Here is a 26,124-nt window from a genome sequence, read left to right as displayed (position 1 = left end):
GGTCGGAGAAGATCGAGAGCGGGAGTACGGATGAGCGCCGACTCTGTTCCACCAGTAGGCGACAGGCCAAGGCTGACGGTGACCGTGGAACTCGGCGAGCCAACCGTGCTCACCGTGGCGGGCGAATCGGATCTGGACAGCATCGGCCCTCTGCATCAGGCCGTGGAACAGGCGCTCGACCACCACCCTCAGCTCGTCCTGGACCTCGCCGGAGTCAGCTTCGCGGACTCGACCTTCCTCAGGGCTTTGCTGCTGGCCCGCAGCGCGGCGGCGAAGCAAGCGGGAAGCGTCCGCCTGCTGGCGGTGAGCATCAGCGTCCAGCGCATCCTGGACCTCACCGGAGTCGGAGAGATGTTCCCGGTCATCGCCGACGGGCAGCTCAAGCAGTCCTGACCCGGTTCCCACGCACCGGGCATGTCGGCGAGCGTCGGCGGCACCGATCGGACGCCCGGCCCTCGCGAGCCGGCGTCGGTAAGGTCCGCCCAGACCTGCTTGCCGTTCTCTTTGGGCACCGAACCCCATGCGCCGGCCACCGCACCGACGACACGCAGGCCGTAGCCCCCGCCGGCGCCACCGGACCATCGCGGGACCGGAAGGCGGCGCGAGTCGTCGCTCACCACGATCCGCAGCCGCCTGGCCCCGAACACCAGCGACAACCCCACCGTTCCCCCCGCGTACCGCCGTGCGTTGGTCAGCAGTTCGGAGACCACCAGCACTGCCTCATCGGCGTCCGGCCGCCACCGCGTCGGCCACGCGAAGTCCTGCACCTGGCCGCGGACCCAGTCACGTGCCGCAGCGAGCTGGCCCGGCTCCGAACTCACCGCGAGGAACCGTCCCGTCACAACCCATCATCGCCGTATCTGTCCTTGAGGCCGCGCACACGCCCGAGGCGACCGTACGTCGGCATTGCTGTGTACTCGCCTTCCCCGGGAACCCACCGCCGACCGCCTCGGTCACGGTCGGCGGCTCGATATCAGGGGCCGGGGTCCAGGGGCCGTGGCATGGCCTAGTGTTCGAGTCCGAGGCCACCTGGCCCCGTGGACGACAAGGGGTGGGCGCTGTGGCTTCGGAAGATGTGGCGAACCGTGTGGTGGGACTGCTCTCGGTCCCGGGGGACGATCTGGCGTCGGAGTGGGTGGCGCGGGTGTCGGGCGCGCTGGGCGGAAGGGTCAGCCGGGCGGAGGTGCGGCGCGAGCTGGATGAGCTGTACGCGGCGCTGCTGGGCGGGCTGGGACAGGGCAGTCTGGACGCGCAGGGGGAGGCGTACGGCGAAGTCCGTGCCCTGCTCACGGAGCTGTCGCGGAGCCGGGCCCGGCAGGGCTTCACCCCGACCGAGACCGCGTTGAGCGTCTTCTCCCTCAAGCAGGCCCTGGAGTCGACGCTCGGGGGTCAGGACACCGACGTCCCGGCCTATCTCGCGTTCACCGGACTGCTCGACGCACTGGGGCTGTTCACCATCGAGGTGTACACCGGGGCGCGCGAGGAGCTGATCACCGCGCAGGCCGAGCAGCTGCTGGAGCTGTCCACTCCGGTGGTCAAGCTCTGGGACGGCGTGATCGGTGTGCCGCTGGTCGGGACGCTCGACTCGGCGCGGACGATGGTGGTGATGGAGAAGATGCTCCAGGCGCTGCTCGACACCGGTTCCGAGCAGGCCATCATCGACATCACCGGCGTGCCCGCGGTGGACACCGAGGTCGCCCAGCACCTGCTGAAGACCGTGGTCGCGGCCCGGCTGATGGGCGCGGAATGCACGATATCCGGCATCCGCCCGCAGATAGCCCAGACCATCGTCGCGCTCGGCATCGACTTCGGCGACATCACCACCAAGGCGACCCTGGCCGACGCCCTGCGGCACGCCCTGCGCCGCTCCGGCACCACCCTGGCCGCCACCAAGGGCGCGGTAGCGGCCCGATGAGCGATCAGATCCCGGTCCTGCAGATCGGCAAGGTGCTGCTGGTCTCCATCCAGACCGACCTCGACGACAACGCGGTCACGCAGCTTCAGGACGACCTCGCCGACCAGGTGATCACGACCGGCGCCTACGGGGTGGTCATCGACATCACCGCGGTCGAGATCGTCGACTCCTTCGTCGGCCGGATGCTCGCCACCATCGCGTCGATCTGCCGCATGCTCGACGCCGAGACCGTGGTCGTCGGCATGCGCCCGGCAGTCGCGATCACCCTGGTCGAACTCGGCCTGTCGATGGGCGGCGTGAAGACCGCTCTGAACCTCGACAACGGACTTCAAGCCCTGGAACGCGCCCGTGCCCGCCGGCACGGCGGCGAGCGTGAAGTGGACGCGGGCGATGTCCGAACCAGCCCGGCATCATGGTGACGACCCCGGACCACGCAGGCTCGACCGTCCTGTCGATCACCGCCAACGACAGTGTGGTGCAGGCGCGACAGCTCGTACGTACTCTGGCGCACGAGTGTCAGCTGTCCCTGGTGGAACAGACGAAGTTGGTGACCGCCGCCAGTGAACTCGCGCGCAACACCCTCGTCTACGGGGGTGGGGGCACCGTGACCGCTGCCCTGGTCACCGAGCACGGCCGGCGCGGGATCAGGCTGGTGTTCGCCGACCAGGGCCCTGGAATCCCCGATGTGGACCTGGCACTGACCGACGGCTGGACCTCCGGCTCGGGAATGGGGCTCGGCCTTTCCGGATCCAGGCGGCTGGTAGACGACTTCGTGCTGGAGACCGCCGTAGGCGCGGGAACCACGGTCACCGTCACTAAGTGGTCCCGGTGAACACCCCTGCCGCCGCGCCGTCGGCATTCCGGACAAGCCCTGCCAAGGCCAGGCCAGGACGGCGGCGGCACGCCGGAACGCCCTGCGACGACGCGTGCGCGGTGATCATCGAGGAGACCTCGTGACGTGGCCCGCTCGCACGTCCGCGCGCGGGGGCTGCGAACTGCTGGCGACATCCCTGGCAACCGAGCAGGACGTCTTCGCCCTCAGGCGCCGCGCGAAGGCCCTGGCCGAAGCGGTCGGCATCGACGCACGCGGCCAGGTGCGCCTGGCCACCGCGCTCAGCGAGCTGGGCCGCGACCTGCTGCGACCGGGCGACGCGGTGGCCGTGGTCTTCACCCTTCACCAGACACCGGCCGCGCTGGAAGTCGCGCTGTCCTGGCCCGACGACCGTGCTCCCAGCGGCGAATCCCTGACCGCCGTCACCCACCTGCTGCCCCAGACGCGCCACCACCCCTCTTCCGCCCACGGGGCAGATCCCGCCCGGCAGGGGCAGGAACCGGGGCGGGGGCCTGGCGGACGGATCGAGATCACCCACCCGCTGCCGGCGACTGTCAGTGATCCGCTGCGGATTCGTGAGGCCGTGCGCGGCGAGATCCCGGCCACGGCCATCGACGACCTGCGGGCCCAGACCCGCGACCTGCTGGCCGCCCTGCAGGAAGCACACGCCCAGCGCGACGAACTGGAACGGCTCAACCAGGAACTGACCGAGACCAACACCGGAGTGATGGCGCTCTACGCGGAACTCACCGTCGAGCACAACGACGTGGTCGAACGCTTCACCGAGGAGCACGAACTCGCCCTCACGCTCCAGCGCACCTTCCTGCCCGCCGACCTCCCGGCCGTGCCGGGCGTGGAACTGGCCGTACGCTACCTGCCCGCCGCCGTCACCGCGGAGATCGGCGGCGACTTCTACGAAGCGGTCCCGACGCGACACGGCCTGCTGCTGGCGGTCGGCGACGTCGTCGGCCACTCCTTGCAGGCCGCCATGGTCATGGGCGAACTGCGCCACGCCCTGCGCGCCTATGCCGCCCAGGGCCACCCACCGAACATCCTGCTGGAACACCTGGACAACCTGATGCGCCTGCATCACCCGGGCTGGACCGCGACGCTGTGCATCATCCTCGTCGAACCCGGTAACCAGAGCATCCAGGTCGCCAACGCCGGACACCTGCCGCCCCTGCTCGTCACGACCGAGCGCGCGGCCCGCTACCTCGACCGCCACGGACCGCTCCTGGGCCTGAACCTTCCGCATCCCGCCGCGACGCCCTACGAGACTGCGCCAGGCAGCCATCTGCTGATGATCACCGACGGCCTCATCGAAACCCGCGGCACCGACCTGGCCGACCGCCTCGACCTCCTCCGCGACGCCATAGCCACCGGCCCCACCGGTCCCGGGGCCCTGTGCGACTCGCTGATCGAAACCTTCGGCAAACACCCCGAGGACGACATCGTCGTCCTCGGGGTACTCCTCAACCCCGAACCGCCCACTTCGTGAAGCGCAGGTGACGTCAATCCGGTCGGCCCATCGCGACACCGCTCCGAGTCCCGACGCCGTGACCACGACGCGGAGCTTCTTCGACTGCTCGCACGACTCCCTCGGGGATCAACTCCGCAGCAGCGGTTTGTACGCTCACAGCCCCATGTCCAGGCGTGCTTCGGATACGGGAGGGAGCGCGTCGTCGGTGACCGCGCCGAACCGTGGCGTCACGGTGGACCGGTTGTGGGACGTGGCTGCCAGTGCGTGCGGTGCCGCGGTGAAGAGCGAGAAACCGGTGCACCCAGCCGCCCTTCCCCTTGTTGTCAGGCCGCCTCGAACGCCCGCCGGATCAGTGGGCCCGCCTTCTCCAGGTGGGCCGCTGACGCGATGCGGACCTCCAGGTCACCCGTTCCGAGGTGGCCGATATCGCGCATGTCGCGCGTGAAATCCACCTCCAGCTCCACCGTGCTCGGGTCGAGAGCGAGATACACCAGGATCACCCCGAACGACGGACGGAAGAGGACCGAAGCACGATTCACCATCCGCCGGTAGGCGATGTAGTGGCGAAGCGGGGCGACCTCCACCTCGCCCCATGCCGTCAATGCCTCGTCCAGTTCGCCGTACAGGTCCCGCAGGCACTCGGGAACGCTGGTCGGCGCCGCTCGAAGGCGGCCACCGACACTGGCCGTCGCCTGCCCCTCCCGGCTGCGCTGCCACGCCGGTCCCGTGCCGGCAGAAGCTGGTGAGGACTCGATCAGCATCAGGCTCAGCAAGCCGCCGTCGAAGACCCGATAACGCACCAGGTCCATCCGTCTGCGGTTGTCGTACACCGCGACCCGGTCATGCCGCGAGAAGTCGCTGGCGATGCATACCGCCCGCGCGTTCCGCCAGTCAACCTCCGCGACCGCCTCGGCGCCAAGCCGCTCCCGCACCAGCGCCTCGAACTCATGCCGAGCCGAGCAAAGCCACGACAGGTAGGAGGAAGCCTGGCTGAGGACCCCGCTGTCGGCACCCTTCTTGTACTCCACAACTACCGGAGCACCGTTCTCGTCCAAACCCAAGGTGTCAATCCGACCCCGATGCCACGGCCCCGTCGGGTACTCCGACGCCAGGAACCGAATGCCGAGCATCGCCTCCATGCCCGCCTCAACTCGACGCTGCAGCTCCACCTCACGCGCTACCGTCGAGCCCCGCAACTCCACGTCCCCGCTCGCGGCATCCAGGCGGAATAGCTTAAGGTCCGTCACGTCACCCGCGCCTCCTCCCGTGATTACTACAGGGGAGCTAATCCATACGGATGATCTCGTATTCCGGATCACAGGAGGCTAAAAACGCCACTTGGGTCGGTCCCCCCACAGCTTGGCGTTGTGGGCATGAGGTAAGCATGAGGAAGCACCCCCTCTGGAGTTCACCTCCGCTTGCGCGGAGAGCCCCCGGCGAGGAAGGCGCCGCCGGAGAGGTAGTGCGGTTCACCTCCGCTCGCGCGGAGAGCACGACGCCATCCACCTGCCGCAGGCTCAGCGTGACGGTTCACCTCCGCTCGCGCGGAGAGCACGCGGTAGTAGGCCAGCAGGCGTGCCTCTGCGTCGGTTCACCTCCGCTCGCGCGGAGAGCACTGACCGCCTTCAGCGCGGGCGCGGGCCCGCACCGGTTCACCTCCGCTCGCGCGGAGAGCACAGCGCCAGTTGGTTCGTCACCCAGGAACGGTCCGGTTCACCTCCGCTCGCGCGGAGAGCACCAGGAGTGCTGAGCTGGGGGGTCAGTCGTCGTCGGTTCACCTCCGCTCGCGCGGAGAGCACCTCAGCGTCCAGGCGCTCGCGGATGAGGGCGGCGGTTCACCTCCGCTCGCGCGGAGAGCACACGGCCCCCGCGCGGGGCCGGCTCTTGGACCCCGGTTCACCTCCGCTCGCGCGGAGAGCACCTCGACAGTGGACATGCGGTTCTCCTTTCTTACGGTTCACCTCCGCTCGCGCGGAGAGCACGACGAGCGCGGCGTAGGCCGGGCGGATGCGGTCGGTTCACCTCCGCTCGCGCGGAGAGCACGGCGGTTTCGGCGGTGGCGGTCATCTCGGCCTCGGTTCACCTCCGCTCGCGCGGAGAGCACAGCCCCCCACTCCCGAAGAGCCGATTGACGAGCGGTTCACCTCCGCTCGCGCGGAGAGCACCCGAACTGGAGGTCGCCGGTCTCCTCGTCGTCCGGTCCACCTCCGCTCGCGCGGAGAGCACGCCGTCACGAGGCCCGACCCGGTTGAGGTGACCGGTTCACCTCCGCTCGCGCGGAGAGCACTTTCGGGGGCTGCTACGGGCAGCCGAGCAGCACGGTTCACCTCCGCTCGCGCGGAGAGCACTTCGGCAGAGTGGTGACCTTGTAGCCGACCGCCGGTTCACCTCCGCTCGCGCGGAGAGCACCTCCCCGACACCGGCCGCCCCGGGCTGACCCGCTGGTTCACCTCCGCTCGCGCGGAGAGCACGACCAGGTCAGGTTCGGCACGGCGGGGCTGAACGGTTCACCTCCGCTCGCGCGGAGAGCACTGCTTGTTGGCCAGCGCGGCCTGCTCGGTCGCCGGTTCACCTCCGCTCGCGCGGAGAGCACGGGAACGTAGCCGAGACGGGCGGCGCTGCGGTCGGTTCACCTCCGCTCGCGCGGAGAGCACCCCGGGCAGCACCCATGCGGTGGCCGCGGACCCGGTTCACCTCCGCTCGCGCGGAGAGCACCGCTGTGCGTCGGCGAGGCTCTGCTCAGCCGTCGGTTCACCTCCGCTCGCGCGGAGAGCACGCGCGCCGGCCGAACAGGGCGTTGCCCGCGTCCGGTTCACCTCCGCTCGCGCGGAGAGCACTACGGCCCGGCGATGGCCTCCAGGGCGGCCACCGGTTCACCTCCGCTCGCGCGGAGAGCACTACGGCCCGGCGATGGCCTCCAGGGCGGCCACCGGTTCACCTCCGCTCGCGCGGAGAGCACCTCGTCACCAATCCGAATACGGAGAGCGTTGCCGGTTCACCTCCGCTCGCGCGGAGAGCACATCTGCGGCGCCTGCGCGGCGCCGCTCGCACCCGGTTCACCTCCGCTCGCGCGGAGAGCACGCGTCATGTCCATAAATCGTCATGGCGTCATCCGGTTCACCTCCGCTCGCGCGGAGAGCACCCCTCCGCGGTGCGGCTGATCACCTCGGCCAACGGTTCACCTCCGCTCGCGCGGAGAGCACAGCTCCTCGGGGTCTCCGCTCTGCCACCGCGCCGGTTCACCTCCGCTCGCGCGGAGAGCACACCTCAGTTGGCAGATTTGTACACGCTGGCGTGGGTTCACCTCCGCTCGCGCGGAGAGCACGCGGTGAAGCGAGCGAGGCCGGCGCTGCCGGTCGGTTCACCTCCGCTCGCGCGGAGAGCACTCGATCTCGAACTCGCAGTCGCGCGCGCTGTACGGTTCACCTCCGCTCGCGCGGAGAGCACGCCATGCTCAGGGCGTCGCTCACGGTCTCAACCGGTTCACCTCCGCTCGCGCGGAGAGCACGAGACACGGGGGGAGCACCCCGCCGACGAGGACGGTTCACCTCCGCTCGCGCGGAGAGCACGACCCAGGTGGTCTCGATGTCGAGGCCGAGGGCGGTTCACCTCCGCTCGCGCGGAGAGCACAGCGTCGCTGAACTGCTGGATGGGCGGCTCTACGGTTCACCTCCGCTCGCGCGGAGAGCACACCGAGCTGATCGGACCGATCTGCCCCTGGACCGGTTCACCTCCGCTCGCGCGGAGAGCACGGGGTGCCGGCGGCGTGCTCACCGTCGGCGCCCGGTTCACCTCCGCTCGCGCGGAGAGCACATCGAAGTCGGCACTGACGGACAGCTCTACTACGGTTCACCTCCGCTCGCGCGGAGAGCACTACATCGGCATATGGAAGAAGGGTTCCCCCTTCGGTTCACCTCCGCTCGCGCGGAGAGCACTCCCGCGCCGACCGCGCCGAACGCATGGCCGACGGTTCACCTCCGCTCGCGCGGAGAGCACTAGTGCTGGAGGTCGTCCATCGCGGCCTTGGGCGGTTCACCTCCGCTCGCGCGGAGAGCACGTCTTCTGCGCGCCGCCGAGACCGGGGCTGATCGGTTCACCTCCGCTCGCGCGGAGAGCACGGTGGCGACCCAGTCCAGGACTGGCCGCTGCACGGTTCACCTCCGCTCGCGCGGAGAGCACGGCACCAGGACCCCGGACAGCGCCCCGACGGCCGGTTCACCTCCGCTCGCGCGGAGAGCACTTGAGGCGGACGCCGGGGAAGACCCGGATGGACGGTTCACCTCCGCTCGCGCGGAGAGCACTCTTCCCGACCTGCGGGTCTACAGGGGCATTGCATTTTCTTTACCCACCCGAAGGTCCCCTGCGGCGAGTTCCCGGACCGCACCTGCCGCCAGCACGAACAGGAGTGTAGAACCCGGGAGTTGGGCGAGAGCGGGGATCGCTCGTCCGGGGGTGGTTGTCGGTGGTGCCTGCTATCCCTGGGGCATGGAGACTGGAGATGGTGGGGCGGCGCTGGTTGGCCGGGTGGACTGCCGTATGTGGGGGAAAGAGAAGAACCTTCCCGGAGCGTATCCGGTGGTGCGTCACATGCTGGATACGGCAGCTGTGTTCCTGGTTCTGTGGGACGGGCTGGTCGGGGCCGGGACGCGCGAGCGGGTCGGCCGGGCGCTGGGGTTGGGGGCGGCGGACACGCGGGCCGTCCTGGCGTTCTGGGCGGGGCTGCACGACCTGGGGAAGATCACTCCGCCGTTTCAGGCGCAGGTGCCGGCGTTGTTCGCGGGCGTGCGGGCGGAGGAGGCGTACTGGTTCGTGCCGGGGGCGGAGAAGGAGCGGCAGTTCCGGCATGAGATGGGCACGCACTGGGCGCTGGCGGGGCTGTTCGCCGAGGCCGGCTATCCGGGCGGGGGTGCCAGGTCGCTGCGGGGGGCGGTGAGCCAGCGGATCGCGCAGTTGCTGGGGGGCCATCACGGTCGCTTCGGTGAGGTACTCAAAGCGAGGGAGCTGGCACTGGCCAGTGAGTACCAAGCGGGGCTGGGGGAGGAGGGGTGGGCTGAGCAGCGTCGGGCGCACTTCGCGGAGCTGCGGAGGGTGACGGGCGGCGGTGCCGTGCCGAAGGCCGGTCTTCCCGCCGAACTCGCCGTGGTGGTGAGCGGATTGGTGGTGGTGTCTGACTGGCTGGCCAGTCAGACGGAGGCGATCGTGCCGTTGATGCCGCCGGCCGGCTGGGAGGGCACTCCGACGGAGACCGACGCTCACTGGCAGCGAACCCGGGCGGCAGCCGCAGGACGGGTGAAGGACGCCCGCCTCGGCCGCGTCGCTTTCCGCACGGACGACTTCGGGTCGATGTTCCCCTTCGCGCCCAATGCCCTCCAGTGTGACCTCACTGCCCATCTGCCGGAGTTGGTGGCCGAGCGTGGTGCGGGCCTGGTACTCGTCACCGCGCCGACTGGCGATGGCAAGACCGAGGCGGCGCTGTTCGCGGCGTCGTTACTCGGCCGGGCGGCAGGCGCGCGCGGGGTGTACTTCGCGCTGCCCACTATGGCGACCGCCAACGGCATGTATCCCCGGGTGGTGGACTTCGCGGACAAGGCGCTGGGCGGTGAGCGCGCCCTGACGCTCCTCCACTCCATGGCGTGGCTCAGCCCCGTTTATGCGGGCGAGGATCTGGACGGCGACGGGGGAAGCAGCGCGATCAGCGCCGATAGCGCCACGGCCCTGGAAGCCGACGCATGGCTGCGCGGCGCGAAACGCGGACTGCTCGCGCCTCTTGGAGTCGGCACCATCGACCAGGCGCTCGCCGCAGTGCTGCCACTGACTCACAACGCCCTGCGCCTGTTCGCCCTGTCCGACAAGGTCCTCGTCGTGGACGAGGCGCACGCGTACGGGCCGTGGATGCACAAACTGCTCACCATCCTTCTGGAGTGGCTGGGTGCCTTCCGCGCGCCGGTCGTCCTGCTGTCAGCAACGCTCACTGGTCGCACCGCCGGCTCACTGGTGGATGCCTACCGGCGCGGCGCGGGATTCCTGGAGCCGTCGGCGGTCGAACCCTGCTATCCGGGCTGGCTCTTCGTCGACGGCGCGACGGGAGAGGTCTCCCAGCCTCGCGCCACCGGCACCGAGCGTGCGCGGGTCCTCGAAGTGCCGGTACGTCAGGTCACTTGGGACGCCGGCGACGCGCCGCAGGCCCCGCTGCGCAGGAATGGCCGCCGCCGGGCCCTGCGGGAGGCATTGCGTCCGGTCGTCGACGATGGCGGTACGGCACTGGTGTGCTGCACCACGGTCGCCGAAGCACAAGCCACCTACCGGGACTTGAGAGCGGCCTTCCCTGAACTGGCCACTACAGAGGGCGGGTTGCGGCTGCTGCATTCGCGCTATCCGGCCGACGTCCGACAGCGCATCACCGATGAGTGCCAGGCAGCGTACGGAAAACCGCGCACGGCACAGGACATGTCCGGGCCGCGGCCCGCCTCCATCCTGGTAGCCACCCAGGTGGTCGAGCAGTCATTGGACTTTGACTTCGACCTGATCGTCAGCGACCTCGCCCCGCTGGCCCAACTCCTCCAGCGAGCAGGCCGCGCCCGTCGGCACGCCCGCGGACCGAACGGCCGCCCCGCATGGGCCGCTGTGGAAGACCGACCCCGGCTGGTGGTGCTCGAACCGGTGACCGCGGACGGCAAAACCGACTGCCCGCGCACCTGGGGACCCGTCTACGACCGGAGTCTGCTGACCCGCACCGCCGGTCTCCTGCACGCCACCCCGGCGGCGGGCATCGCTGTGCCGGGCGACGTCCAGGAGCTGGTCGATTTCGTCTATGCCGAAGACTTCGTCGACCTTCTCGACGCCGCCTCCCAACGCGAACTCCGCCAGATGGACGCCGAACGCCAGGCGAACGAGTCCGCCGCCAAGCACTTCGCCACCGTCGTCGGGATCGACGGCCCCGCGGACGTGAACGACGACCTGCACCAGCTCAGCCGTCGCGAGCCCGGCACCACCGAGGAACTGCTCACCACCCGCCTCGGCGCTGACTCCGGCCGCCTGTTGTGCCTGTACGAGCAGCCCGACGGGACAACCCTCACCCTCGACGAGGACGGCAGGACGGCCCTCCCCAAGGGCGGTCGGCACTCTCCATCCCGGGCCGAACTCGCGCAGATCATGGCCCACACGGCACCCGTACCCGGCAAGTGGCTCCTGGGGGAGGGCGAGACCGGCCTCACCCCGCGGAGTTGGGAGGAACGATCGATGCTGCGGGACCTGGTCCCGCTGCGGATGCGGCCCGATGGCGCGGGCGTCTGGCGCGGGCGGCACGGCGGCCGGACGATCACGATCTCGGACCTCGGCCTGGAGGTCGCCAACTGATGTGATGGATCGTCTACGAGCAACGCACTTCTTGAGTACAGTCATCAAGTGCCGCCCCGGCGTGGTCAGTTCTCCGATTGACCCACGTCACGCCGGGGCGGTACCGCCCGCCTGCGCGAGCACGGGGGAATCTGAGCCCGCTTCCTACGAGCGACGCATGGCTCACCTCCGCCTCCGCGGAGACCCTCACCTTCATTGTGACCCATCGAAGGAAACCGACCCCCAGTGACCAGCATGTACAACCTGCTCGACGAACCCTGGATACCCGTGCGGTGGGTGCCCGGTTCCCACGACGGTGAGCCGCCCGGCCGGGTCGGCTTACGCGAAGCCCTGCTCCGCAGCCAGGACATCGAGGGCCTTGCCATCGCTGAACCGCCTGCCCAGGCAGCGCTGTTGAGGATCCTGTATGCCCTCACTGCCCGCGTGACGGGCCTGGACGAGGCGGGCCCCGGCAGTTGGTACCGGCGCCGGGAGGCGATAGCGGACACGGGCCGGCTCCCCGCGGAGGGCATCGACGCGTACTTCGAGCCGCTCGCCGGCCGCTTCTTCCTCTACGACCCCGACGGCGGGCGTCCGTGGATGCAGGACAGCCGGCTGGCCCATCAGTGCGACCCCGACAACACCGCGGGCGTCAACAAGCTGATCGTGACCCGATCTTCGGGAAACAACCACGCCTGGTTCCGGCACGGCAGCGATGCCCGGCCGGATCTGCCGGCAGCCCCCGAAGCCGTGCTCAACCTCCTGGTATGGCACTACTACGGGCCGTCCGGCCGCTGCTCGGCCCGCGAGGTGAACGGGATCAAGAGCGCCAGCACCACAGCCGGCCCGCTGCGCACCGCGCTGTCCTACCACCCCGAAGGCGCCACGCTGTTCGAGACGCTGCTGGCCGGCCTCGTCCCGCCCAAGGTCGCGGTGCGCCGAACCGAGGACCGGTGCCCGTGGGAAACGGACGACCTGCCCGACCCGGAGAAGCTCCCCACGCCGCCGGCCGGCCCCTGCGCCCGGTTGACCGCCTGTTCGCAGCACGCCCTGCTGCTAGTACCAGGCGGTGAGCGCGGCGAACTGGTCCAGGACGCCTTCATCACCTGGGCCTACCGCAGCGGCCGTATCGAACGTGACGACGCCTACCTGATCTGGCAGATCAGCAAGCAGGGCAACCGCTATCCGCGCCCCGCCGACTCCCGACGGGCCTTGTGGCGCGACCTGGACGCGCTGCTGCTGCACCGCATGGCCGAGGACGACGGCCCGCAGCGGCCGCCGGTCTTCGACTCGGCTGAGGAACTGGGGGAGTGGCCGCTGCGGGTGCGGGCGCTGGGCTTCGAGCAGGAGGGCCAGGCCAAGGACACCCAGTTCGTCGAGGGGTCCACACCCCCGGTACTGGGGCACGCCGAGGAGTTGAAGGCGTCCACCCGCCCGGCGGTGGCGCGGCTGCGGCAGTACGGAGAGTTGTACGGGCGGCGGCTCGACCGTGCGGTGAAGCGGGCGTGGGCGGCGTATCTCGATGACGCGAAGGCCGATGCCGGTACGTGGTCCGCCGAGGCCGCGGCCCGCTACTGGCCGGGTGCGGAGGCCGAGTTCTGGGCCCGCTTCAGGCGGCTGGATCGCACCAGCAGGGCACTGGGCGGGGGCCTGGACCTGGACGCCACCCGCTCGGCGTTCCTGCGGCTGGCCGAGGCGTCGTACGACACGGTCACCGCGTCGGTGACGCGGACGCTGCGCGGTGCGAAGGCGGTGTCCGAAGCGCGGATCGAGTTGTACGGCGGGCGCCGCCGCAACCGCTAGGCACGCTGCCGCTCCCGGCCACGGATCAGCACCCTGCTCATCTCCGATCGACAGAAGGCCCTGTATGACCGACCAGACCGAGCCGAGCGACCGCTCCGCGGTCCGACCCACCTTGCACCAGAGGTACATCCGACGGATCGAAGACCTCTGCCGCACCGACCCGGGAGCCCGCATAGCCCTGCGCAAAGGGCTACGGCGCGGCCTCGACGACGTGGCGCACACCCGCGGCATGCACCGCCTCATCACGCCCTGGCTGCCCCAGGGCACGGAAACCGTTGAGACCGAGCAGCGGGCGTACTTCACGGTAGCCGCGCTGATCGCCGCCCAGCCCCGGCACAGTTTCACCGCCGCCGAGACCGAGGACGACGCGGACCAAGCCGGCGACGGCGAATCCGTGCCGGTGGCCGCCGCTACCGACACGACGGCTCCGGTGCCGCCCGCCGAGGCCGGCCCGGCACGCCGCCCCCGCCGCTCCGGCAGCAGTCTCGGTATCGCGTTCGCAAGCGCCGTCGTCCTGTCGCCGGGCCGGGAACGGGAGATGCGGCTGTCGACCGCGGAGAGCCGCCTGAACCTGCTCACCCGGCAGAGCCTTGACGGTCTGCACCGGCATCTGCCCGCCAGCGTCGGCTACCTGCGCAATCTCGACGTGCCGGTGGACTGGGCGCGGCTGCTGGCCGATCTGATCGCCTGGCCGACCCGCTCGGGCCAGATCTCCCGCCGCTGGCTCCAGGACTTCTACTGGATGTGCGCCCAGCAGGACCAGGTCAAGGCGGCCAAGACCGACGACGAGGAGGCCGCGCAAGAGGCATCCGATCCGCCGCAGTGACCGGCCTGCACCCCACCTCCACCCGCCCCGGCCCCACGCCGTCCCGCTCGTCGTAGACCCGACTCCACACGGAGAACCCTCATGAACAGCACCCCCGCCCGCTTCATCGACATCCACATTCTGCAGTCCGTCCCCTTCGCCAACCTGAACCGCGACGACACCAACTCGGTGAAGACCGTGCAGTACGGCAACACGCTGCGCACCCGGGTCAGCAGCCAGTCGTGGAAGCGCGCCGCGCGCGAGGTCTTCCAGGAGCGCATCGGCTACGCCGCCCTGCGGACCCGGCGGATCGGCGAGCGCGTCACCGCCGAGTTGGAGGGCCGGGGCTGGTCCGCGGCGCTCGCCCAACGGGCCGGCGGGCACATCGCGGCCGGCAGCAGCATCAAGTTCGAATTGGCCAAGAAGAAGGACGACCCGGCGCAGATCGTCCCCAACAAGGTGCTCACCAACGCCATGGTCTACGTGCCCGAGTCCGCCGTCGCCGAACTCGCCGACCTGGCCGACGAACACCAGGCCGCGCTGGCAGCGGCCGGTGACATCAAGAAGCCGGCCGACAAGAGCGTCCTGCCCAAAGACCGCATCGAGCAGGTACTGCGCTCCCGCAACGGCGTGATCAACCTCTTCGGTCGGATGCTCGCCGAGGTCGACGACGCCGGCGTGGACGGCTCCGTCCAGGTCGCCCACGCCCTCACCACCCACCAGACCGACGTCGAACTCGACTACTTCTCCGCGGTCGACGACATCACCGCCGCCTGGCAGGACTCCACCGGCAGCGGCCACATGGGCCACACCGAGTTCAGCGCGGGCACCTTCTACCGCTACGCCACCGTCGACCTGCGCGACCTCGCCGCGAACATCGGTGATGACACCGATGCCGCATGGGAGCTGGTGGGTGCGTTCCTCTCCGCGTTCATCGAGTCGCTGCCGCAGGCCAAGAAGAACTCCACCGCCCCGCATACCATCCCGGACCTCGTGCACCTGTCGGTTCGCAGCGATCGCCCGCTGTCCTTCGCGGCAGCATTCGAAAGGCCCGTCCGCGGCGCCGCCGAGGGCGGCTTCATGGACGGCTCGATCCGCCAACTGGACACCTACGCCCAGGCCGCCAACAAACTGCTGGGCAGCGGCCGTATCCTCGCCTCCGGCTGGACGTCCGTTCAGGTGCAGAAACTGACCGGCCTGGGCACCCGCCGCGACTCCTTCGACGAGTTGATCACCCACGCACTGGACACCGCGCTCGGCCAGCAGTCCGCCGGAACCGCCGTATGAGCACGACGGATGCCCACGCCCGCGCCGAACCCGGCCTGCTGCTGCGGCTGGCCGGCCCCCTCCAGTCCTGGGGAGAGCTCAGCCACTTCAACGAGCGGGACACCGCCGGATTTCCCACCCGATCCGGAGTCCTGGGCCTGCTGGCTGCCGCACTCGGTCGAGGACGCGAGGCGCCGGTGGACGACCTGACCAGGCTGTCCCTGACCGTTCGGGTGGACCGGCCCGGCGTGGTCCTGCGCGACCTGCACACCGTCGGGGGAGGGCTGACCGCCAAAGCCACCGTCACCACGGCCGAGGGCAAGAAGCGCACCGGCGACACCGGCACGCTGCTCAGCCACCGCTACTACCTCGCCGACGCGACCTTCACCGTCGCCCTCACCTTTCCGGCCGATGCCGAAGCCGGTGCCGGTGCCGATGCCGGGCATGGGGAGGCCCTCTTGGGCCGGTATGCGCAGGCTCTGCGGTCGCCGCAGTGGCCACTTTTCCTCGGACGCCGCTCCTGCCCGCCGGAGGGTCCGCTCCTGCTCGGACGCACCAGCGACGCCCTGCACCACCTCGTCCACCTGCCACTGGCCGGGCGGGCACCGCGCGGCGCACCGCGGCCGGTGGAGTTCCTGTCCGACCGGCCACTGGACCGGCTGCCCGCGCCGAGCCACCTCAACGCCGAAAACAGCGACGACGGCACCCACAGCTCCGGCGACATCAACGACGACCCGATCTCCTTCCACCCCAGCCACCGCACCCACCGCGCCCGGCCGCTCTACCGCCGCGCCGTCCACCTGCCGCCCACCCAGTACGCCGGCCTCGGCACCGACGGCCTCACCAGGCTCGGCACCTACCTGAACGCCCCCGAAGGGAGCCTGCGATGACCGTCTGGCTGACCCGCATCGTCCCCGACCCCCGCTCCCGCGACGCCCGCCGCGACACCGAGGGCACCGGCGCGGCGGTCAACCTGCACCGCCGGCTGATGGCCCTGTTCCCGGACGACGTCGGCCCCGACGCGCGGGCCCAGCTCGGTGTCCTCTTCCGCACCGAGGACAGCGCCGCCGGAACCCAGATCCTGCTCCAGAGCAGCCACCGGCCCGATCCGGCCCGCCTCCCGGCCGCCTACGGCACCGCCCTGAGCCGGCCGCTCGACCCGCTCCTGGACGCGCTGGCTGCCGGACTGACCATCCGCTACCGCTGCGTGGCCAACGCCGTCCGCAAACCCGGCGCCACCACCCGCGAACTGTACGGTCTGCCCGCCGTCGTCGCGCTCCGCGGGGCGCCCGCGGACGAATGGTGGTCACGGCAGGCCGAAGCCGCCGGCCTCAAACCCCTCACCGTGCAATCCCAGCCGCTGGACGCCGTCCGCGGGCGGCGCGGCACCCACGGCCCCGCCGCCGAGCAGCAACTCCGCCATGCCCGAACCCAGTTCGACGGCACCGCCGCCATCATCGACCCCGACCTGCTGCGCGCGAAAATCAGCGAAGGCATCGGCCGCGGCAAGGCATACGGCTGCGGCCTGCTCAGCGTCGCCCCCGCCCGGACCACCGGATGACCCCACCACCACCCCGTAAGCAACGCACCCCCGCAGAGGCCCGGCGACGGCTCGCCGCCCCCACCGTCGCCATGCTCCCGCGCATCGCCGACTCCCTGTCGTTCCTCTATCTCGACATCGTCCGCATCCACCAGGACGACACCGGCGTCTGCGCCGAAATCACCAGCGAACGCCGGGGAACCGAGACCGTCTACCTCCCCACCGCCGCACTGGCCTGCGTCCTGCTCGGCCCCGGCACCTCCATCACCTCCCGCGCGCTGGCCACCTTCGCCCGCCACGGAACCACCGTCCTCATCACCGGCTCGGGCGGCGTGCGCTGCTACGCCGCCACCCTCCCGGACTCCCTCACCACCGGCTGGCTCGAGCGCCAAGCCCGCGCCTGGGCCGACGACGCCCGGCGCCTGGCGGTCGCCACCGCCATGTACGAACACCGCTTCGGCCACGGCACCGTCCCCGCCGGCTCCACCCTCGAACAACTCCGCGGATACGAAGGCCAACGCGTCCGGGCCCACTACCAACTCCTGGCCCGGCAATACAAGATCGACCGCTTCCGCCGCGCCTACGACCCCGCTTCCTGGGACACCCAGGACCCCGTCAACCTCGCCCTGTCCGCCGCCAACACCTGCCTGTACGGCATCGTCCACGCCGCGATCCTCGCGCTGGGCTGCTCACCCGCCCTCGGCTACGTCCACAGCGGCAACCAGCAGGCATTCGTCTACGACATCGCCGACCTCTACAAAGCCCACCTCACCATCCCGCTCGCGTTCTCCCTGCACGCCTCCACCAACCCCGAAGCGGAAGCGCGCCGCTCCTTCCGCGACGGCCTTCGCCTGTTCAAGCTCCTCCCGCGCATCGTCACCGACATTCAGCACCTCCTGGACCCGGAGACCAGCCTCGACATCCCCGACCCGGAAGAACAACTCGTCGACCTCTGGGACCCGATCGCCGGCACCATCCCCGGCGGCACCAACCACGCAGCACCCTCATGACCCCCACCACCGGAGGCCACCAGTGCCCTCGATGATCGCCATCTCCGCAACCGCCGTCCCCGACCACCTCCGCGGCGCCCTCACCCGCTGGCTCCTCGAAGTAACCCCCGACCTCTACGTCGGCACCGTCTCCGCCAAAGTCCGCGACGAACTCTGGACCTCCGTCGCCGCCTCCACCGGCGACGGCACAGCCGTCCTCATCCACCCCGCCGACAACGAGCAAGGCTTCACCCTCTACACCGCCGGCAGCCACCGCCGCGAACCGCTCGACTTCGAGGGCATGACACTGATCGGCTTCCGCAGAGAAAGCCAAGAAACGGCAAAGCCACTCTGACGTCGCAGGTCAGGAAGTGCTCTCCGCGCGAGCGGAGGTAACCCGAACGCGGCGACGAACTGGATGACGCCGGCGATGTGCTCTCCGCGCGAGCGGAGGTAACCCGATCCTGTTCGGATATGTGCCGCTCGACATCGAGTGCTCTCCGCGCGAGCGGAGGTAACCCGTGGTAGTGCCCCAGGACCAGATGCGCGGCGCGGGTGCTCTCCGCGCGAGCGGAGGTAACCCGGAGGTCGGCCTCGGCCGGTTCTTCGCCCAAGGGTGCTCTCCGCGCGAGCGGAGGTAACCCGCAGATCGGCGAACGCCTCGGCTGCGACGAATCGTGCTCTCCGCGCGAGCGGAGGTAACCCGGAGACGGGCGATCCGTCGCCGGTGCGCTGCATGTGCTCTCCGCGCGAGCGGAGGTAACCCGCAGACCGCCCCCGCTCGCGGCCCGGTGCCGGAGTGCTCTCCGCGCGAGCGGAGGTAACCCGGCCGGCAAGGCGGTCGCGGCCGTCGCGATCGTGTGCTCTCCGCGCGAGCGGAGGTAACCCCAGCCCTACTACGACAGCGAGCAGGTACTCGCCGTGCTCTCCGCGCGAGCGGAGGTAACCCGTGACGGCTGCCGGGCAGCGCGTAGGTGTGCTCGTGCTCTCCGCGCGAGCGGAGGTAACCCGTCCCCGGTGCGGCTGCGTTCGTCGTAGCTGGAGTGCTCTCCGCGCGAGCGGAGGTAACCCGGTCCGCTCGGTGCTGGTCGACGCACCGGTCTGGTGCTCTCCGCGCGAGCGGAGGTAACCCGGCCGTGGCCGCGGCGCCGGGCGGGTAGTCGCCGTGCTCTCCGCGCGAGCGGAGGTAACCCGATTTCCTGTCTGGAGGCATCTTGACAGGAGGAGTGCTCTCCGCGCGAGCGGAGGTAACCCGATGGCCGCCGAGGTGCCGCCCCTCGACATCTAGTGCTCTCCGCGCGAGCGGAGGTAACCCGGTCTGACCCGGGGCCATGCCCGGATCTCCGTCGTGCTCTCCGCGCGAGCGGAGGTAACCCGGGTCTCGATGTGCTCGACGATCTGGGCCCGAAGTGCTCTCCGCGCGAGCGGAGGTAACCCGTTACCCGCGCCGGGCTTCAATGCAAGCGCCCGGTGCTCTCCGCGCGAGCGGAGGTAACCCGACCATCCGCCGCCTCCTGGCCTCGCTCACCCAGTGCTCTCCGCGCGAGCGGAGGTAACCCGACGTCATCGCCGCCTGGGACCAGCCCAGCGCCGTGCTCTCCGCGCGAGCGGAGGTAACCCGCCCGCGTCGAGGTGCTGTGGTCCAACCGCGAAGTGCTCTCCGCGCGAGCGGAGGTAACCCGACGAGCGTTGCGGTCTTGGTCGAACGCAGCACGTGCTCTCCGCGCGAGCGGAGGTAACCCGAACAGGTTGCCCACCCACATGGCGACGTATTCGTGCTCTCCGCGCGAGCGGAGGTAACCCGTCGGGGCGCTTGGCCAGTGTGTGTGCTCGCTGGTGCTCTCCGCGCGAGCGGAGGTAACCCGGATCGCCCCAGCAGTGCGACCAGATCACCGGGGTGCTCTCCGCGCGAGCGGAGGTAACCCGCCCGCGTCGAGGTGCTGTGGTCCAACCGCGAAGTGCTCTCCGCGCGAGCGGAGGTAACCCGGCCGACCTGGTGGCCGCCATCACCCGCCGGGAGTGCTCTCCGCGCGAGCGGAGGTAACCCGGGTCAGCGGACGCAGGCGGGTTGATGGGCGCCGTGCTCTCCGCGCGAGCGGAGGTAACCCGGGCTGGCCGTCGTGGTGTCGGTGACGGCAGAGGTGCTCTCCGCGCGAGCGCAGGTAACCCGCCACCGCGGTCGCGTTCGGCCGCTGGCTACGGGTGCTCTCCGCGCGAGCGGAGGTAACCCGCCGTACGTGCCGGCCGCGGCGCCGCTGAACCGGTGCTCTCCGCGCGAGCGGAGGTAACCCGTACCGGGCGTGGCTGACGTTGGTGCGGCTGGCGTGCTCTCCGCGCGAGGGGAGGTAACCCGACCTTCAGCTACCGCATTGCCGGCGAAGAGACGTGCTCTCCGCGCGAGCGGAGGTAACCCGGTCTCCGCCGCGGTGGCGGTGATCACCTTCAGGTGCTCTCCGCGCGAGCGGAGGTAACCCGCGTCACCGTTCTGCGAGCCGATGACGGCACCGGTGCTCTCCGCGCGAGCGGAGGTAACCCGACGTAGACCCCGGTCGGCCGCGGCATCATGCCGTGCTCTCCGCGCGAGCGGAGGTAACCCGCCGGCTCGGCAGCGGTGATGGCCGCGGTGAGCGTGCTCTCCGCGCGAGCGGAGGTAACCCGCCCTCCCAGATGTCGAACTCGGGCAGTCCGGGGTGCTCTCCGCGCGAGCGGAGGTAACCCGCCCTTCCCGGCTATTTCTGCGAGCGGCCGGCCGTGCTCTCCGCGCCAGCGGAGGTAACCCGCGCCAGCTCGTGGACCGGTACGCCTGGCTGCGGTGCTCTCCGCGCGAGCGGAGGTAACCCGGTCGATCCGTCGAAGATGACGGTGCAGATCCGGTGCTCTCCGCGCGAGCGGAGGTAACCCGACGCAGCGGATCCGTGCCGGTGGCGGTACCGCGTGCTCTCCGCGCGAGCGGAGGTAACCCGTTGATGCCGGTGATGGTGGAGCCGGGCATGGCGTGCTCTCCGCGCGAGCGGAGGTAACCCGGTCCCGAGGACGCAACCGCAGGCGCCGCGCGTACCTTTCAGCTCGCACGGCGACGGCCGAAATTGGGGCATCTGCGGCACACCCGGACGACTCCGCAGCCAAGGTGGAGCGCTGGCCACTGCCTTCGGCTGCGGGCTCGGGAGGAAGGACGTGGTCGCGACATGCTGACGCCGTGAGTCTTTAGCAGATACTCGGCTCGCGGCCGACAAGTTCGGCAAGAGCACCTGCTATCAGCAACTATCGGTTCGTCCAAATCTGCCGACACCATCCATGGTTCTGCCGTCTGAGCGATTCCGCTCGGTGCACTTCGCAAGTCAAAGGGGGCTCTTCGTGTCGGCGGCGCAGTTCATGGACGTCAGGGAGACGGCCGAGTACCTGAACATGTCGGTTCAATGGGTGTATCGCGAGGCCCCACGCGTGGGGCTGGTGCCGTACAAGTTTGGGAGGGGGAGTAATGCGAAGATCCAGTTCAAGGTCAGCGAGGTGCAAGCCTGGGCCAGGCAAAGGCGGTTGGCTGGCTGATGGTCCGGCCTGCGGGTTCTCCCTCTACGTATCTGGAAAGGGAGAACCCGCCAACGGTCAGGTTGTAAGCCCGAGGTCCAGGACCTTGGCGGCCTTGTTGATGGAGCCGGGCATCAGGTGCCGGTAGACCCTGAAGGTGATGTCAAGGCTCCTGTGCCCCATCCACTCGGCGACGTCGGTGATGGGTATGCCGTGGGACAGGCAGTTTGAGGCGAAGAAGTGGCGGAAGCCGTAGAGGGTCATGCCGTCGGGGATTTCGACGGTCCTCGACCTCTTGACGCACACCCACTGGTTGGACAGGCAGTAGGCGGGATACGGCTGCTCGGGGTTGCGGGGGTTCCGCAGCAAATACCCGCCGCCCACGGTTCCATGAGCGTCCGCGTACTGCAGGATGCATTCGCGGACGCGGGCAGGCAGCGGGACGTCCCGGTACTCGTCGGCCTTGCGATGCTTGAGCCGCGCGTAGGTGTTGGTGGTCTGGTTGACCTGTTCGTGTACCCGGTAGGTGTCGTTGGCGACGATGTTGTCGAGGTGGACGGCCGCCGCCTCACCGTTGCGCAGACCGCAGCCACTCATGAGTTCGACGATGAGACAGAAGGCCTCGTCGCCCGCCGTACGGAGACTGCCGAGCTGAGCGAGCGAGGGGATTACCGCACGACTCGGGTGATACTGGGGCGGCTTGACGCCGTTCAAGGGATTGTCGTCGTAGAGGCCCAGTCGGTGGGCGTCGAGGAGGATCGCCTTCAGCTTGTCGAATGTGTTCGCCTGCGTCGCCAGACCTACGCCGCTGCGCTCCATGGATTGGATGAACAGGTCCACGACTTTGTGGTCGAAGCTGCTCATCCGGCGACTCCCGAACGCAGGGAGCAGGTGGTGTTCGAGGAGGGAGTCCAAGTGCCGCAGGGAGGCGACGGCGAGGTGGCGTTGGCCGGCGCGCCACTCAGCGACGAAGTCCTCGAAGCGCATGGGTCCGTACTTGCGTATTCGCTCAGCCTTGCCCTGGTTCCGAGCCTGAGCCTTCTTGGCGCGGTAGATCTCAGTGAGCCGCTCGACGGCGGCGTCCTGTGTGGTGAAGCCGGACTCTTCGACCTGCTTCCCGACGGCGTCGCGGCACCGGATCTTGTAAGCGTGCGGGCACTTCGGCCAGCGCGAGGCGGCGTGCTCGCACTCCTTGAAGTACGAGCCCATTCCATGGGGCAATGCTTTGGTGGTCATCGCGGTGCGGCTCCTTGCGGTCCAGTGCTGACGTTTTGCTGACCGCTGAGGATGGATCACCCTCCTGAGCTGGGAAGATTCCAGAGACACGTGGTATGTGGTGGAACTTCGTGGCGCGATCCCACGAGGAGATCGCCACCGCCCGCGAGGACTGGACCACCGGCACCCGCTTCGGCGAGGTGCACGGCTACGCCGGCCCCCCGCTCCAGGCCCCCGCCCTTCCCCCGACCCCCTTGAAACCCCGCGGCCGCACCCGGTGACCGCGCTGCCGGCCGGTCGGATAATGGGGACATGGGATTCGCCGTCTTCATGACTCTGCCCGGGCTGGTCATCGTGCTGACCGTCGTGGCCTTCGCCGATCAGCTCCTGCTGCGCGCGGGCCGGGCCAGGCTGCTGCCGTGGCGCGGCAGCACCAGGCAGGGCCAGATCTCGGCCACCGGCTTCGAGCAGCTGCACGCCAGCTTCTCGCCGGGCAAGCAGAACGAGCTGAAGGAGCGCCAGTCGGCGCTCATCCTGCGGGACGACGACGAGGACGGCGCCCCGCCGCACCGGACGGTGGTGGACCTGGAGGCCGGAACAGCCGTCCTCCGGATCCCGCCGGCCGCCCGGTAGCCGGTCCGGCGCGGCCGTCACCGCCGCGGGGCCGGCGCGGCCCGGCCGCACCAACTGCCCCGTCACGGCGGGTGCATGCGTGATTTCTTCTTGCCGTTGAACCCGGCCGACCGGGGTAGCCGCTCTGTGGACGGCAGCAGGCGCAGTGCCTGGGAGCCGTCCGGCAAACGGTTTTCTACGAGAGGGAGCACCCCATGTACATCGGACTCGGCACGATCGTCGTGATACTCGTCATCGTCGTCGTCATCATGCTGCTTCGCCGCTCGTGACGCACAGCCGGTCGAGGCCGGCCGCTCCCGCCGGGGTGAGGCACCTGCCTGACGGAGCCCCGGTGACGGGGCTGTCGGCGTTCGCCGCCGCGTGGGGTCGGTGCGGATGTGCAGCAGGATCGTGCGCGGGTCGGTGGCGTTCAGCCAGTTGACGATGTTGGCGTCCAACTGGTCGATCCGCCAGCCCGGATGGCCCTCGTGATCGTGATCCCCCAGCTCCGCGGGCAAACCCAGAACCGACCGAACCGGCGCCGGCCTGCCAGAACGCCTGCGTCCTTTCGCAGGCTCATCACCTTTCCTCACCACCGCGGGCGGAGCCGCTCGTAGGCCGGGTTGACCGTGCGCATGTAGGCCGTGTCGTCGCGGTCGCGGATGCCGCAGGTCAGGTACTGCTCGTGGAGGCGGGCGAGGCGGTCGGGGTCGAGGTGCACGCCCAGGCCGGGGGTGCGGGGGACCGCTATCGAGCCCTCGTTGAAGCTGAGGACGCCGGGGGAGATCACGTCTTCCTGCTCGTCCTTCCACGGCCAGTGGGTGTCGCACGCGTAGGTCAGGTGCGGCGTCGCGGCGGCCAGTTGGGTCATCGCGGCCAGGCTCACGCCCAAGTGCGAGTTGGAGTGCATCGACAGGCCCAGGCCGAATGTCTCGCAGATCCCGGACAGCAGTTTCGAGCGGTGCAGGCCGCCCCAGTAGTGGTGGTCGGACAGCACCACCTGCACCGCGTCGCGCGCGATGGACGGGGCCAGCTGCTCGAAGGCCACCACGCACATGTTGGTGGCCAGCGGCATCGGAGCGTGCGCGGCGACCTCCGCCATGCCGTCCAGGCCCGGCGTCGGATCCTCCAGGTACTCCACGACGCCGTCGAGTTCGCGCGCCACCTTGAGGGAAGTCGGCACGCTCCAGGACGTGTTGGGGTCCAGCCGCAGCGGAACTCCGGGGAACTCCCCGTACAGCGCCCGCATCGTCTCGATCTCCTGGTCGGGCGGCAGCACGCCGCCCTTGAGTTTGATCGCGGTGAAGCCGTACGCGTCGAGCATCCGCCGGGCCTGGCTGACGATGCCCTCGGTGTCCAGGGCGGCGCCCCAGGCGTCGGGCTCCGCGCCCGGGTGCCCGGCCCACTTGTAGAAGAGGTACGCGCTGAACGGCACCGAGTCCCGTACCGCGCCGCCGAGCAGATCGGAGACGGGGCAGCCGGCCGCCTTGCCCTGGATGTCCAGGCAGGCCACCTCGAACGGCGCGAAGACCCGGTCCACCGTGCTCTCCGCGGTGCTCGCGCCGGTCGGCCCGAAAGCCGCCCGGCGGCCCTCGGCGGCCAGCAGCGCCGCCAGCCGGGCGTGCATCGCGTTCAGCGCCCTGACGTCCATGCCGACCAGCACGCGGGCCGCCGCTTCGAGCCGGGCCAGATGGCCGGTGGTGGCGTAGGTCTCGCCGACGCCGTGCAGGCCGGCGTCGGTGCCGACCTCCACGATGGCCCGCAGCGCGTACGGCTGGTGGACACCGCTCGCGTTCAGCAGCGGCGGATCGCGGAACGCGACCGGCGTGACGGTCACCGAGCTGATCCGGATGCTCCGCGTGCCGCTGTCCCGCACCGGATGGCCGCCATGGGTTGTCAACATCGTCTTCTCCCGGTCCGGTGGGCGGTTCATCCCTTGAGCGAGCCGCTGAGCATGCCGCGTTCGAAGAGCCGCTGCAGCCCGAGGTAGACCAGGACGCTGGGGATCATCAGCATCAGCGACGCGGCCATCCGCACACCCTCGGTCTGCTCCTGGCTGGAGGACAGGCTCGTCACCACGAGCGTCATCGTGTACATGTGCGGAGTCGACGCGACCAGCAGCGGCAGCAGGTACTGGTCCCAGATCATCAGGAAGCCGAACACCGCGCAGGTGCCGAGCGCGGGCCGGCACAGCGGCAGCACGATCTGGAAGAAGATCCGCAGGTCCCGGGCGCCGTCCATCCGGGCGGCCTCCTCCAGCTCCAGCGGGATGGTCTTCATGAAGCCGGTCAGCACGTAGATCGGCAGCGCCCAGCCGACGACCGGCAGGATCAGCCCGGAGTAGGAGTTGAGCAGGTCGCTGCCGCCGAGCGGGTCGGGGACCTTGCCGAGGACGAGGTAGAGCGGGATCGCGATGACCTCCTCCGGCATCATCATCGTCGACAGGATCGCCAGCAGCACCACGGCCTGGCCGCGGAACTTCTTGCGGGCCAGCGCGTACGCGGCGAACGCGCTGACGGTGACCTGGAGGAAGAGACCGACGCCGGTGACGATCACCGAGTTGAGCAGTCCGCGGCCCACCCCGTAGTGGAAGGCGGTGCGGATGTTGGCGAAGGTGAAGTGCCCGGGGAAGAGCGACATCTGACCGGTCTTCGGCTGGCCGCCGCTGAAGACGGTGGCCAGCATCGTCCACAGCGGCATCACGAAGACGAACAGCACCAGGGCGTAGAGCACCAGCCGTACGGCGGTCCTGGTCGTCGTCCGCCGCGGCATCCGCAGGCCGAGCGCGGTGGTGGGGACGCTCACGG

The 26,124-nt window shown here is 70.0% G+C and carries 21 protein-coding genes and 2 CRISPR repeat arrays; of the genes, 16 read left to right on the top strand and 5 right to left on the bottom strand.

Annotation, left to right across the window (positions count from 1 at the left end):
* The first annotated feature begins 30 nt into the window (after nucleotides 1-30).
* From ACQPW6_RS05900 to ACQPW6_RS05880, 5 genes are all read left to right on the top strand, one after another.
* On the top strand, nucleotides 31-393 hold the full coding sequence (locus tag ACQPW6_RS05900; protein WP_433888471.1) for an STAS domain-containing protein: 363 nt from the start codon (nucleotides 31-33) through the stop codon (nucleotides 391-393).
* A gap of 667 nt (nucleotides 394-1,060) precedes the next feature.
* Complete coding sequence (locus tag ACQPW6_RS05895; RefSeq protein ID WP_433888470.1) at nucleotides 1,061-1,915, top strand: STAS domain-containing protein; 855 nt, start codon at nucleotides 1,061-1,063, stop codon at nucleotides 1,913-1,915.
* Nucleotides 1,912-2,334: an STAS domain-containing protein gene (locus tag ACQPW6_RS05890; protein WP_433888469.1), complete on the top strand. Its 423-nt coding sequence runs from the start codon at nucleotides 1,912-1,914 to the stop codon at nucleotides 2,332-2,334. Before ACQPW6_RS05895 ends, ACQPW6_RS05890 begins: the two co-directional genes overlap by 4 nt.
* Nucleotides 2,328-2,747: an anti-sigma regulatory factor gene (locus ACQPW6_RS05885; protein ID WP_433888468.1), complete on the top strand. Its 420-nt coding sequence runs from the start codon at nucleotides 2,328-2,330 to the stop codon at nucleotides 2,745-2,747. Before ACQPW6_RS05890 ends, ACQPW6_RS05885 begins: the two co-directional genes overlap by 7 nt.
* A gap of 121 nt (nucleotides 2,748-2,868) precedes the next feature.
* On the top strand, nucleotides 2,869-4,245 hold the full coding sequence (locus tag ACQPW6_RS05880) for a PP2C family protein-serine/threonine phosphatase (protein WP_433888467.1): 1,377 nt from the start codon (nucleotides 2,869-2,871) through the stop codon (nucleotides 4,243-4,245).
* Between the two features lie 305 nt (nucleotides 4,246-4,550).
* Here ACQPW6_RS05880 and ACQPW6_RS05875 read toward each other — a convergent pair whose 3' ends face one another.
* Nucleotides 4,551-5,474: a DUF5655 domain-containing protein gene (locus ACQPW6_RS05875; RefSeq protein WP_433888466.1), complete on the bottom strand. Its 924-nt coding sequence runs from the start codon at nucleotides 5,472-5,474 to the stop codon at nucleotides 4,551-4,553.
* 157 nt (nucleotides 5,475-5,631) lie between these two features.
* A CRISPR array of direct repeats spans nucleotides 5,632-8,528; the repeat unit is 29 nt; unit sequence CGGTTCACCTCCGCTCGCGCGGAGAGCAC.
* Between the two features lie 184 nt (nucleotides 8,529-8,712).
* On the opposite strand from ACQPW6_RS05875, the gene cas3 reads away from it, so the two are divergent.
* From cas3 to ACQPW6_RS05830, 9 genes are all read left to right on the top strand, one after another.
* On the top strand, nucleotides 8,713-11,583 hold the full coding sequence (gene cas3 / locus ACQPW6_RS05870; RefSeq protein ID WP_433888465.1) for a CRISPR-associated helicase Cas3': 2,871 nt from the start codon (nucleotides 8,713-8,715) through the stop codon (nucleotides 11,581-11,583).
* A 234-nt stretch (nucleotides 11,584-11,817) separates the two neighbouring features.
* The gene (gene casA / locus ACQPW6_RS05865) at nucleotides 11,818-13,365 is read left to right on the top strand and encodes a type I-E CRISPR-associated protein Cse1/CasA (protein WP_433894438.1); all 1,548 of its coding nucleotides are present in this window, start codon (nucleotides 11,818-11,820) and stop codon (nucleotides 13,363-13,365) included.
* A gap of 64 nt (nucleotides 13,366-13,429) precedes the next feature.
* Complete coding sequence (gene casB, locus ACQPW6_RS05860) at nucleotides 13,430-14,191, top strand: type I-E CRISPR-associated protein Cse2/CasB (RefSeq protein WP_433888464.1); 762 nt, start codon at nucleotides 13,430-13,432, stop codon at nucleotides 14,189-14,191.
* Nucleotides 14,192-14,272: 81 nt separating this feature from the next.
* Nucleotides 14,273-15,457: a type I-E CRISPR-associated protein Cas7/Cse4/CasC gene (cas7e, locus tag ACQPW6_RS05855; protein WP_433888463.1), complete on the top strand. Its 1,185-nt coding sequence runs from the start codon at nucleotides 14,273-14,275 to the stop codon at nucleotides 15,455-15,457.
* Nucleotides 15,454-16,326 (top strand): type I-E CRISPR-associated protein Cas5/CasD, encoded by an 873-nt coding sequence (gene cas5e, locus ACQPW6_RS05850; RefSeq protein WP_433888462.1) that lies wholly within the window; start codon nucleotides 15,454-15,456, stop codon nucleotides 16,324-16,326. The genes cas7e and cas5e overlap by 4 nt, the downstream gene beginning before the upstream one ends.
* On the top strand, nucleotides 16,323-16,997 hold the full coding sequence (gene cas6e, locus ACQPW6_RS05845) for a type I-E CRISPR-associated protein Cas6/Cse3/CasE (RefSeq protein ID WP_433888461.1): 675 nt from the start codon (nucleotides 16,323-16,325) through the stop codon (nucleotides 16,995-16,997). Before cas5e ends, cas6e begins: the two co-directional genes overlap by 4 nt.
* Complete coding sequence (gene cas1e, locus ACQPW6_RS05840) at nucleotides 16,994-17,986, top strand: type I-E CRISPR-associated endonuclease Cas1e (protein WP_433888460.1); 993 nt, start codon at nucleotides 16,994-16,996, stop codon at nucleotides 17,984-17,986. Before cas6e ends, cas1e begins: the two co-directional genes overlap by 4 nt.
* A gap of 22 nt (nucleotides 17,987-18,008) precedes the next feature.
* Nucleotides 18,009-18,320 (top strand): type I-E CRISPR-associated endoribonuclease Cas2e, encoded by a 312-nt coding sequence (gene cas2e, locus ACQPW6_RS05835; RefSeq protein ID WP_433888459.1) that lies wholly within the window; start codon nucleotides 18,009-18,011, stop codon nucleotides 18,318-18,320.
* 16 nt (nucleotides 18,321-18,336) lie between these two features.
* Nucleotides 18,337-20,989: direct repeats of the CRISPR family, unit length 29 nt; unit sequence GTGCTCTCCGCGCGAGCGGAGGTAACCCG.
* A gap of 330 nt (nucleotides 20,990-21,319) precedes the next feature.
* Nucleotides 21,320-21,511 carry a helix-turn-helix domain-containing protein gene (locus tag ACQPW6_RS05830; RefSeq protein ID WP_433888458.1) on the top strand — a complete coding sequence of 64 codons (192 nt, stop codon included), beginning with the start codon at nucleotides 21,320-21,322 and terminating at the stop codon, nucleotides 21,509-21,511.
* Between the two features lie 57 nt (nucleotides 21,512-21,568).
* On the opposite strand, the gene ACQPW6_RS05825 is transcribed toward ACQPW6_RS05830, so the two are convergent.
* Nucleotides 21,569-22,726, bottom strand: coding sequence for a tyrosine-type recombinase/integrase (locus tag ACQPW6_RS05825; RefSeq protein ID WP_433888457.1), 1,158 nt, complete (start codon nucleotides 22,724-22,726; stop codon nucleotides 21,569-21,571).
* A gap of 77 nt (nucleotides 22,727-22,803) precedes the next feature.
* On the opposite strand from ACQPW6_RS05825, the gene ACQPW6_RS05820 reads away from it, so the two are divergent.
* A complete protein-coding gene (locus ACQPW6_RS05820; RefSeq protein WP_433894437.1) occupies nucleotides 22,804-22,986 on the top strand; it encodes a pirin-like C-terminal cupin domain-containing protein in 183 nt (60 codons plus the stop codon).
* Nucleotides 22,987-23,017: 31 nt separating this feature from the next.
* Nucleotides 23,018-23,338, top strand: coding sequence for a DUF6191 domain-containing protein (locus ACQPW6_RS05815; RefSeq protein WP_433888456.1), 321 nt, complete (start codon nucleotides 23,018-23,020; stop codon nucleotides 23,336-23,338).
* A gap of 62 nt (nucleotides 23,339-23,400) precedes the next feature.
* On the opposite strand, the gene ACQPW6_RS05810 is transcribed toward ACQPW6_RS05815, so the two are convergent.
* The 3 genes from ACQPW6_RS05810 to ACQPW6_RS05800 form a co-directional block, all read right to left on the bottom strand.
* Complete coding sequence (locus ACQPW6_RS05810; protein WP_433888455.1) at nucleotides 23,401-23,835, bottom strand: hypothetical protein; 435 nt, start codon at nucleotides 23,833-23,835, stop codon at nucleotides 23,401-23,403.
* A gap of 71 nt (nucleotides 23,836-23,906) precedes the next feature.
* The gene (locus ACQPW6_RS05805; RefSeq protein ID WP_433888454.1) at nucleotides 23,907-25,220 is read right to left on the bottom strand and encodes a glucarate dehydratase family protein; all 1,314 of its coding nucleotides are present in this window, start codon (nucleotides 25,218-25,220) and stop codon (nucleotides 23,907-23,909) included.
* Between the two features lie 26 nt (nucleotides 25,221-25,246).
* Nucleotides 25,247-26,122 (bottom strand): carbohydrate ABC transporter permease, encoded by an 876-nt coding sequence (locus tag ACQPW6_RS05800; RefSeq protein ID WP_433888453.1) that lies wholly within the window; start codon nucleotides 26,120-26,122, stop codon nucleotides 25,247-25,249.
* Between the last annotated feature and the right edge of the window lie 2 nt (nucleotides 26,123-26,124).

It is taken from the genome of Streptomyces sp. CA-111067 (genome assembly GCF_050956065.1).
Classification (GTDB): domain Bacteria; phylum Actinomycetota; class Actinomycetes; order Streptomycetales; family Streptomycetaceae; genus Actinacidiphila.
The sequence above is the reverse complement of the archived record's forward strand: the minus strand, read 5'-3'. Positions and strand labels throughout refer to the sequence as shown.

Bases quoted from the DNA above. Each gene is read 5' to 3' on its own strand.
- ACQPW6_RS05805 (WP_433888454.1), bottom strand. From the start codon at position 25,220: ATGTTGACAACCCATGGCGGCCATCCGGTGCGGGACAGCGGCACGCGG.
- cas1e (WP_433888460.1), top strand. From the start codon at position 16,994: ATGACCCCACCACCACCCCGTAAGCAACGCACCCCCGCAGAGGCCCGG.
- casB (WP_433888464.1), top strand. From the start codon at position 13,430: ATGACCGACCAGACCGAGCCGAGCGACCGCTCCGCGGTCCGACCCACC.
- ACQPW6_RS05900 (WP_433888471.1), top strand. From the start codon at position 31: ATGAGCGCCGACTCTGTTCCACCAGTAGGCGACAGGCCAAGGCTGACG.
- ACQPW6_RS05825 (WP_433888457.1), bottom strand. From the start codon at position 22,726: ATGACCACCAAAGCATTGCCCCATGGAATGGGCTCGTACTTCAAGGAG.
- casA (WP_433894438.1), top strand. From the start codon at position 11,818: ATGTACAACCTGCTCGACGAACCCTGGATACCCGTGCGGTGGGTGCCC.
- cas6e (WP_433888461.1), top strand. From the start codon at position 16,323: ATGACCGTCTGGCTGACCCGCATCGTCCCCGACCCCCGCTCCCGCGAC.
- ACQPW6_RS05815 (WP_433888456.1), top strand. From the start codon at position 23,018: ATGGGATTCGCCGTCTTCATGACTCTGCCCGGGCTGGTCATCGTGCTG.
- cas3 (WP_433888465.1), top strand. From the start codon at position 8,713: ATGGAGACTGGAGATGGTGGGGCGGCGCTGGTTGGCCGGGTGGACTGC.
- ACQPW6_RS05885 (WP_433888468.1), top strand. From the start codon at position 2,328: ATGGTGACGACCCCGGACCACGCAGGCTCGACCGTCCTGTCGATCACC.
- cas5e (WP_433888462.1), top strand. From the start codon at position 15,454: ATGAGCACGACGGATGCCCACGCCCGCGCCGAACCCGGCCTGCTGCTG.
- ACQPW6_RS05890 (WP_433888469.1), top strand. From the start codon at position 1,912: ATGAGCGATCAGATCCCGGTCCTGCAGATCGGCAAGGTGCTGCTGGTC.
- cas7e (WP_433888463.1), top strand. From the start codon at position 14,273: ATGAACAGCACCCCCGCCCGCTTCATCGACATCCACATTCTGCAGTCC.